Here is an 8,033-nt window from a genome sequence, read left to right on the forward strand (position 1 = left end):
CTCCGGACGGGCACCAATCGTTGTTGTCGATTGATCCCGTACAGGCGGCGCCTCTGAGCGCCCGCGAACAGTGGTCAAGGCAAGTCTCGCACAACTAGAGATATGGATAAGGGGGGCCGGTGGAACTCACGGCACCTGCCATCGATCCTGGGGCGACCGCGTGGGTGCTGGCGAGCACTGCTCTGGTGCTGCTCATGCTGCCCGGGATCGCGGTCTTCTACGGCGGCATGGTTCGAGCCAAGCACGTGCTCGGCATGTTGATGCAGAACTTCACGGCGCTGGCGCTGGTGGCTGTGCTGTGGGTGCTTGTCGGCTTCTCGCTCTCCTTCGGCGGCAGCAACCCGTACGTTGGCAGCTTCGCGCATGCCGGACTGGAGAACCTCGACCGTGCCGCGCTGCACCTGCCCGACCTGCAGATCCCGCCCATGGCGCTCGCCGGCTTCCAGATGATGTTCGCGGTGGTCACGGTCGCGTTGATCACCGGCGCCACCGCCGATCGCTGGCGCTTCGGGTCGTACGTCAGCTTCGTAGTGATCTGGACCATCCTGGTCTACGCACCGGTAGCCCGCTGGGTGTTCTCGCCTCAGGGGTGGGCTGCACAGCTCGGCGCCTTGGACTTCGCCGGCGGTACGGTGGTGCACACCAACGCCGGCGCGGCGGCGGTCGCGATGGCCCTGGTGTTGGGTCGCCGCCGGGGCTGGCCGGATGTCTCGATGCGCCCGCACAACGTGCCGCTGGTGCTTCTCGGCGCCGGGCTGCTGTGGTTCGGCTGGCTGGGGTTCAACGGCGGGTCGGCGTTGCGCGCCGACGCGCTCGCCAGCGTCGCGGTCGTGAACACCGTCGCCGCCGCGGCGGCAGCGGTGCTCACCTGGATGGCCACGGAGCGGGTGCGCTACGGCAAGGCCACCACCCTGGGCGCGGCCTCGGGTGCGATCGCCGGACTGGTCGCCGTCACCCCCGCCGCCGGGTTTGTCAGCCCGCTCGGGTCGCTGGTGATCGGCGCGGCGGCCGGCGGGATCTGCGCCCTGCTCGTCGGCTTCAAGACCTGGATCGGCCTCGACGACTCGCTCGACGTCGCGGCGGTGCACCTGGGCGGCGGCGCCGTCGGTTCGCTCTGCGTCGGACTCTTCGCCAGTAAGGCGATCAACCCCGCCGGCGCCGACGGGCTGTTCTACGGCGGCGGGTACGCCCAGCTCGGGCGGCAGGCGCTCGTGGTCGCCGTGGTCGCGGTGTACTCGTTCGTCGCCACCTATGCGATCGGCGCCTTCCTGGACCGCCTGATCGGCAACCGGGTCAGTCCCCGCTCGGAGTCGATCGGGGTCGACCTCACCCAGCACGGCGAAGCCGCGTACCAGCTGGATCCGGCCGATCCGTTGCACGTTGCCCGTTCCGAAGCGCCGCTGGTGCCGCGGCCCGCAGCGGCAACCCGGCCGGAGTCCGCCTCGCACCACGCCGCGCCCTTGCCACGGCCCGGCTCCCCGTACCCGGCGAGACCGGAAGCGGCACCGCCGAACAGCCGGTTGTACGGAACACCGACACGACACCGGGATGGAGGAGAGGGGTCGCGATGACCGGCGGGAGGTTGCACGAGGTGCGGCGGCCGCACATGCGTCGCGGCGTTCGGATCGTCATGGTATTCGTGGCCCTTGCCGCGTTGATCGCCCCGATGGGGTATCTCTTCTCCAGCTTCTGGTCAGTCACCGGACAGAGCGAGAGCGAGGTCGCGGACGAGCGCCGCGCGGTGCGGTACCTGAAACCGCTGATCCGGCTGATCGGCGCGCTCGCGGAGGCGCAGTCCAGGGCTGTCGACGGCGAGTCGGTCGATGTCGCGGGGTTGCGGGCCGCGATGGCGAAGGTCGACGCCGTGGACCGTCAGCACGGAGTCGCCCTCCGTGCCCAGAAACGTTGGTCCACGTTGCGGAGGCAGATAGTAGCGGGGTTCGGTGAGACCACGGGCGGTGATCAGGCCTACCGCGCGTACGGCGAGTTGACGACTACGGCACTCGCGCTCGTGGCCAAGGTGGGCGACGTCTCGTCGCTCGCCACGGATCCCGAGTTCGACGCCCACGCGGCCCTGCTGTGCGTTCCGTTGGTGGTGGTCCACTCCGGCCAGGTCGCCGATCTGGTGCGGTCCGCGAGCACGCCGACCGGCGGAGGCGGTCGGGCGGCCAACGGGTCGACGGTCGCCGCGGGCCGGGTCGCCGTCGCGCTGGACAGGGTGGCCGCCGCGGGGGAGACGATCCGCGAGGGCGTGCGGGGCAGCGAGGGCGCCGTGGCCGAGGACGGGGAGGCTCTCGCCGCGCTCGACGAGTTCTTCGCCGCGGTGGTCGCCCTGCTCGAGGTGGCGACACCGGCCACCGCCGGGGAGAAGGTGGCGCCGGCGGAGGTGGACCAGGTGGGTGAGCGGCTTCGCAGCGCCGCGCTGCTGCTCGGTGATCAGATACTGACCAGGCTCGACTCCCGGCTCGAAACACGCGCGGACGGTCTCGAAGACCAGCGCATCGGTGCCGCCATCACGATGGCGGTCGGGTTGCTGCTGGGGACGGCGCTGCTGTGGACCAGCCTTCCCGGCTACCGGGAGCCCGAGGAGGACCCGGCCGCACTCCCGGAAACCGGTGGCGATCTCACGGGACCGCCGGACGCCGGACAGGACTCGATGGACGGGATGGTCCCGGCGGAGTTGGTCGACGCCCGGGAACTGCTGAGCAACGAGGAACTCCTCCACATCGGGCGCGCGGTGCGCTCGACCCGAGGGGAGCCCGAAGATGGCGTTCACTAGGACGGGCGTCCGGGACAAGCTCAACCTGCTGCTCCTCGCACCGCTGCTGGCGATCGCGTTGCTGGCGTTGCCGTTTGTGGCGTCCCGGGTGGACGACGCGCGGACCGCGTCGCTCACCGCCTCGGCCGCGACGAACGCACGGCACGTCGCCGGCCTGCTGTACGCGCTGCAGCGTGAGCGTCTCTCCGCGGTGAACCACCTCGCTACCGCGACCGACAACCAGCAGAGCCCGCTGGCGCGGCAGCAGGTGGCTGTGGACGACGCGGTGGCGGACCTGCGCGGTAGCGTCGCCCCGGGATCGTCCCGCCAACTGGTCGAGGCGCTCGACGAACTGGCCAAGCTGAAGCGGACACGTGCCCTGGTGGCCGGCCGCAAGGCGGGCCTCAGGCAGGTGTACGACGACTACCGCCGGGCGACTGACACACTGCTGCGCGCTCTCGGGTTGGATGGGCCTGCCGGTGCATCGACCGGCGCGTCCCGCCAGATGCAGACCCTCGACGCCCTGCTCCGCGTCACGGAGCAGAACAGCCGGATCGGCGCCACGCTCGTGGTCGCCGCGGTCGACCCGGCGGCCGGTCGGGAGCTGCTGGTGGAGGCTTCCGCCCTACAGGGGCTGCACCGGGACCGTTTCATGCGGGTGGCGCGCGCCGGTCAGGTCGAGATGATGCGACTGCTGGACGAGGGCGAGTCCACGGGGTTGCTGCGAGGTCTCGCCGAGCGGGTACCGGTCGCCAAGCACGGTCTGGGTGCGAGGTTCGCGGCCGAGGCACGGGGGATCGCCGAGTCGCAGGCGGTGCTGTGGCACCTGCTCGTGGTGCGCACCGTACGCGATGTGGAGGGCGCCGCGACCACGCGGGCCGGCGGGGCGCGGGTCGCCGCCTGGGCAGTGAGCGCGGGCACACTGCTGATCTTCGCGCTCGCAGTCGCGCTGGGTGTCTCGGTGAGCCGCTCGATCGCGCGGCCGCTGCGCCAGCTGACACGCGCCGCCCGCGCTGTCGCAGAGCTCGCCAGCACCGAGCTGGCGCGTGTCTCCGACGAAGAACGCGTGGACGACCTGCCGCCCCGGCTCGCCGCGATCGCGGTGAGGTCACGCGACGAGGTCGGTGACCTCGCGGCCGCGTTCAACCGGGTCCAGGGCACCGCCGCGCTGCTGTTGGAGCGGCAGGTGCTCACCCGCGGTAACGTCGGGCTGATGTTCGCCAGCGTGGCCCGGCGGACCCAGAACTTGGTGGGAAGACAGCTCCAGATGATCGACCAGATGGAGCGAGACGAACAGGACGCCAAGCTGCTTGGCGAGCTGTACCGGCTGGACCACCTGTCGATGCGGCTGCGGCGTAGCGCGGAGAACCTTCTGGTCATTTCAGGAGCCCCCGACGAAGCCAGGATCGCGGGGCCGGCGCGGCTCGCCACAGTGCTGCGCTCCGCGCTCGCCGAGATCGAAGACTTCCAGCGGGTCCGGCTCGTCTCGTTCTTCGACGTCACGGTCGGTCCCGATCTCGTACCGGATCTGTCGCAGCTGCTCGCCGAGTTGCTGGAGAACGCCACGACGTACTCACCTCCCGGCACGGTCGTGGACGTCTCCGCGAAGCAGACCGGCGAAGGCTGCCAGATCGTCATCGTGGACCACGGCATCGGCATGCCGGCCGAGCAGATGGCGGGAGAGAACAGGCGGTTCGTGCAGCGTGAACGGCTGGACATCGCCCCGACCACGGTGCTGGGTCTGTTCGTGGTGGGCCGGCTCGCCCGGCGTCACGGCCTGACGGTGGCGCTGGAACCGACCCCGGGCGGTGGCGTCACCGCCGTGATCGGCGTGCCCGGGTGGCATCTGATGACCAGCGACCTGCCGGCCACGCCGGTTCCGAACCACCACGGGCGGCATGTCGATGCGGGCATGCCTCCCGCGCTGGTACCGGCGGCGCCGTCCCAGGTGAGGGACCACGCGGGCTTCGGGTGGTTCGCCAACGACGAGTCCACCACGCGGCCTTCGCCGGTCGCGGTGTCGGCGTCACCGCCGCCGCGGCGGCCGTCACCGAGACCATCGCCTTCGCCGACGCCGCGGCCAGTTACGCCCGCTGGCGACCCGGCCGCCGCGCCAACGACCCGAAACGGCCTCACACGCCGGGTGCCTGGCGCCAACCTCGGCGCGGTCGCGCGGTCGAAGCGGCCCGTCGGGGGACAGCAACGGACCACACCGGCGTCGGCGCCTTTCCGGGATCCGGAGCGCGAGCGCGCGGCCATGGACGCGTTCGCGACGGCGGTGACGCGCGCCGCCGCGGAAACAGCATCCGTTCAGCGGACAAGCCGAGCGACCCTCGACGAGGAGGGAACCACACGATGAGTACGGCACCCGACGCGATGGCCGAGGTGCGGAGCTTCAACTGGCTGTTGAACCGGTTCGCATCCGACACCGCCGGTGTCGTCGAGGCCATCGCGGTCTCGTCCGACGGGCTTCTGATGGCGAGATCCGAGTCCGCCGACCGGCCGGACGCGGATCGGCTCGCTGCCGTCACCTCGGCGATCATGAGTCTCGCGGTCGGCGCCTCGGACTGCTACCAACTGGGAGACCCGGACAAGGTCATCATCGAGCTGTCGCGGGGGTACGTGCTGGTGTGCACGGTCAGCGCCGGCTCCGTGCTCGGCGTACTCGCGTCCAAGCAGGCCAACCTGGGAACCATCGCGTACGAGATGGCGCTGTTCGCCAACCGCGCGGGCGCCGTACTGACCCCGCAGCTCATCGAGAAACTGAAGCTCAGCGTCGATGCCTGACCAGATGGACAAGCCGAAACCCCGCCCGTACACACCGAGCCTGGTGCGCCCGTACGTTCCACCAGTGCCGGATCCTCCGGCCGCGCCCGGAGAATCGCCGGCGCAAGGGCCGGCGCAGGCCGACGATGTGAGCGGATTGCGGCCGTACCTGCTGACCTCTGGCCGGGTACGGCCGATCGACGAGTCGCTGGAGATCGAGGCGCAGGTTGTGGCCACCGCGCAAGGCCTCGCCGACTGTGAGCGGCTCGCCTTCGAACACCGGGACATCGTGGCGCTGTGCGCCGAGCCGGCGTCCGTGGCGGAGATCGCCGCGCGGCTCGGCCTGCACATCGGCGTGACCCGGGTGCTGGTGGGGGATCTCGCCGCACTCGGCTACCTCGCCGTGCTGCGGCCCGAGGCCGGCTTGCACCGCGATGTCGACACTATCGAAAGAGTTATCCGTGGACTCGAATCCATCCGTTGAGAGCCTCGAGCGGGCAGCGCCGCGGCGCCGCCCGCCGACGCCCGTGAAGATCGTGATCGCGGGCGGCTTCGGGGCGGGCAAGACCACATCGGTCGGCTCGATCTCGGAGATCCCACCGCTCACCACCGAGGCGGCGATGACCGATGTCGCGGCGCGGATCGACCGCACCGGCGATGTCCCGGAGAAGACCACCACCACGGTCGCGCTGGACTTCGGCTGCGTCACCATCGACCCGGACCTCAAGCTCTACCTCTTCGGTACGCCGGGACAGGAGCGGTACGGATTCATCTGGGACCAGCTCGTCACCGGGGCGCTCGGCGCGCTGGTGATCGTGGACACCAGGCGGCTGGACGACTGTTACCCGGCGGTGGACTACTTCGAGCACGCCGACGTGCCGTTCGTGGTCGCGGTGAACCGCTTCGACGGCGAGTTGCCTCACGACCTGGACGATGTGCGGTGGGCGCTGGCGGTCGGCGAGCGGACCCCACTGGTCACCTTCGACGCCAGAGACCGACTCTCGGTACGTGACGCGCTCCTTGCCGTACTGGCCGAGGCTCGCGCCGCGGCAATTCGCGCGCCTGAGTGAGGGTGCGTGGCCGCCGTGGTCACCACGGGCACGGTGCTGTGCTGCGGCACTGGGTCTTCGAGACCGCGCGGTGGCCTGACGCGCCCGGCGAACCCGCTGGTTCGCCACTGAGCGTCTGCGCGTTGCTACAACAGGTTGTGGGCATGGGCGTAGATCGCCGCTTGGGTTCGGCCGCGCAGACCGAGGCGGTTGAGGATGTGCGACACGTGGTTCTTGACTGTTCCTTCGCTGACGACAAGCCTCTCTGCGATTTCGCGGTTGGTGGCGCCCGCGGCGATCAGGCGGAGCACCTCCAGCTCCCGGCTCGTCGGGGGATGGCCGGACGTTGCGGCCGGTGACGCGTGCGTGGAGTCGGTGTCGGTGGGTTCGGCGGTCTCGAAGAGCTTACCCGCGATCGTGGAGTCGAACTGGGAGACACCGGCGTGGGCCAGATGGACCGCGTGGGCCAGGTTGTCGGCCGTGATGTCCTTGAGCAGGTACCCGCTTGCCCCGGCTTGGAGCGCCTTGGCGATGTAGTCGTCGTCGTCGAAGGTGGACAGCACCAGGATCCGGCAGGTTGGTGTGTGCTCGCGGATGGCGGCGGTTGCTTCCACCCCATCCATCACTGGCATGCGCACGTCCATCAGAACCACGTCCGGCGACAGTGCGCGGGCCTGCTCGACGGCGTCCCGGCCGTCTGCTGCTGTCCCGACCACCGAGATTCCCGGCTGAATGTCGAGCAGGGACGCGATGCCCTCGCGGATCAGTCGCTGATCGTCGACGACGAGGACCCGCACCTCCGAGGGTCGCGTCCGCTCGGCGCCGGTCATGGCGCGCCTGCGCCCGTGGCAGCGGGATACCCGACCGCCGGCGCACGGGTCGCCACGGTGATCAGCAGGGCGGTGCCGCAGCCGGGGGTGCTGTCGACGCTGAGCTGCCCGCCGATCAGCTCCAGGCGTTCCCGCAGACCCCGCAGGCCAAAATGACCGTTCCGGCCCGCGGGTGTGCGGCCGAACGCGGCCGTGTCGAATCCCTGCCCGTTGTCGTTTACGCGCAAGGTTGCGGCCTTGTCCTGGAGCGTCACGTCCACGACGACATGACTGGCCTGGGCGTGCTTGAGCACGTTGGTCAGACCCTCCTGGGCCACGCGATACAGCGTCATCAACACCGGCCTGGGAACCCCGGCCTCGTCTCCGTCGAATCGCAGGTCCACGGCCAGGTGGTGACCGTCGGTGTTGCTGACCAGCTCTTCCAGCGCCGCTCGCAACGAGAACGCGGTCGCCCCACGCAGCATCCCCACCGACTGTCGCACCTCCCGCAGAGCCTGGCTGATCGACCGTTTCGCGTCGGCCACCGCCTCTTCGGCCACACGAGCGTCTCGCGCCCGGAACGCGGCGGCCCGCTCCAACTGGATCGCGATGACCGCTAGATGATGACCCAGGGTGTCATGGATGTCGCGG

General features: G+C 70.4%; 8 protein-coding genes. 6 read left to right on the forward strand and 2 right to left on the reverse strand.

Annotated features, from left to right (window positions below):
• Nucleotides 1–119 precede the first annotated feature (119 nt).
• The 6 genes from amt (at nt 120) to ACRDSK_RS29250 (ending at nt 6,594) form a co-directional block, all read left to right on the forward strand.
• Entirely contained in the window at nt 120–1,571 is a 1,452-nt protein-coding gene (amt, locus tag ACRDSK_RS29225) for an ammonium transporter (RefSeq protein WP_431444580.1), read from the forward strand.
• Entirely contained in the window at nt 1,568–2,779 is a 1,212-nt protein-coding gene (locus tag ACRDSK_RS29230; RefSeq protein WP_431444581.1) for a hypothetical protein, read from the forward strand. The genes amt and ACRDSK_RS29230 overlap by 4 nt, the downstream gene beginning before the upstream one ends.
• Nucleotides 2,766–5,117 (forward strand): sensor histidine kinase, encoded by a 2,352-nt coding sequence (locus ACRDSK_RS29235; protein ID WP_431444582.1) that lies wholly within the window; start codon nt 2,766–2,768, stop codon nt 5,115–5,117. Before ACRDSK_RS29230 ends, ACRDSK_RS29235 begins: the two co-directional genes overlap by 14 nt.
• On the forward strand, nt 5,114–5,545 hold the full coding sequence (locus ACRDSK_RS29240; RefSeq protein ID WP_431444583.1) for a roadblock/LC7 domain-containing protein: 432 nt from the start codon (nt 5,114–5,116) through the stop codon (nt 5,543–5,545). The genes ACRDSK_RS29235 and ACRDSK_RS29240 overlap by 4 nt, the downstream gene beginning before the upstream one ends.
• A gap of 64 nt (nt 5,546–5,609) precedes the next feature.
• Complete coding sequence (locus tag ACRDSK_RS29245; protein ID WP_431444584.1) at nt 5,610–6,008, forward strand: DUF742 domain-containing protein; 399 nt, start codon at nt 5,610–5,612, stop codon at nt 6,006–6,008.
• Nucleotides 5,986–6,594 carry a GTP-binding protein gene (locus tag ACRDSK_RS29250; protein WP_431444585.1) on the forward strand — a complete coding sequence of 203 codons (609 nt, stop codon included), beginning with the start codon at nt 5,986–5,988 and terminating at the stop codon, nt 6,592–6,594. The genes ACRDSK_RS29245 and ACRDSK_RS29250 overlap by 23 nt, the downstream gene beginning before the upstream one ends.
• A 125-nt stretch (nt 6,595–6,719) precedes the next feature.
• Here ACRDSK_RS29250 and ACRDSK_RS29255 read toward each other — a convergent pair whose 3' ends face one another.
• A complete protein-coding gene (locus ACRDSK_RS29255; protein ID WP_431444586.1) occupies nt 6,720–7,403 on the reverse strand; it encodes a response regulator in 684 nt (227 codons plus the stop codon).
• A partial coding sequence (locus ACRDSK_RS29260) for a sensor histidine kinase (protein ID WP_431444587.1) occupies nt 7,400–8,033 on the reverse strand: 634 nt, incomplete at its 5' end. The genes ACRDSK_RS29255 and ACRDSK_RS29260, both read right to left, overlap by 4 nt.

It is taken from the genome of Actinophytocola sp., from assembly GCF_050699915.1.
Lineage (GTDB): Bacteria > Actinomycetota > Actinomycetes > Mycobacteriales > Pseudonocardiaceae > Actinophytocola.

Excerpts from the sequence above, each read along its gene's own strand:
- ACRDSK_RS29235 (WP_431444582.1), top strand. The coding sequence starts at position 2,766 with ATGGCGTTCACTAGGACGGGCGTCCGGGACAAGCTCAACCTGCTGCTC.
- ACRDSK_RS29255 (WP_431444586.1), bottom strand. The coding sequence starts at position 7,403 with ATGACCGGCGCCGAGCGGACGCGACCCTCGGAGGTGCGGGTCCTCGTC.
- ACRDSK_RS29240 (WP_431444583.1), top strand. The coding sequence starts at position 5,114 with ATGAGTACGGCACCCGACGCGATGGCCGAGGTGCGGAGCTTCAACTGG.
- ACRDSK_RS29230 (WP_431444581.1), top strand. The coding sequence starts at position 1,568 with ATGACCGGCGGGAGGTTGCACGAGGTGCGGCGGCCGCACATGCGTCGC.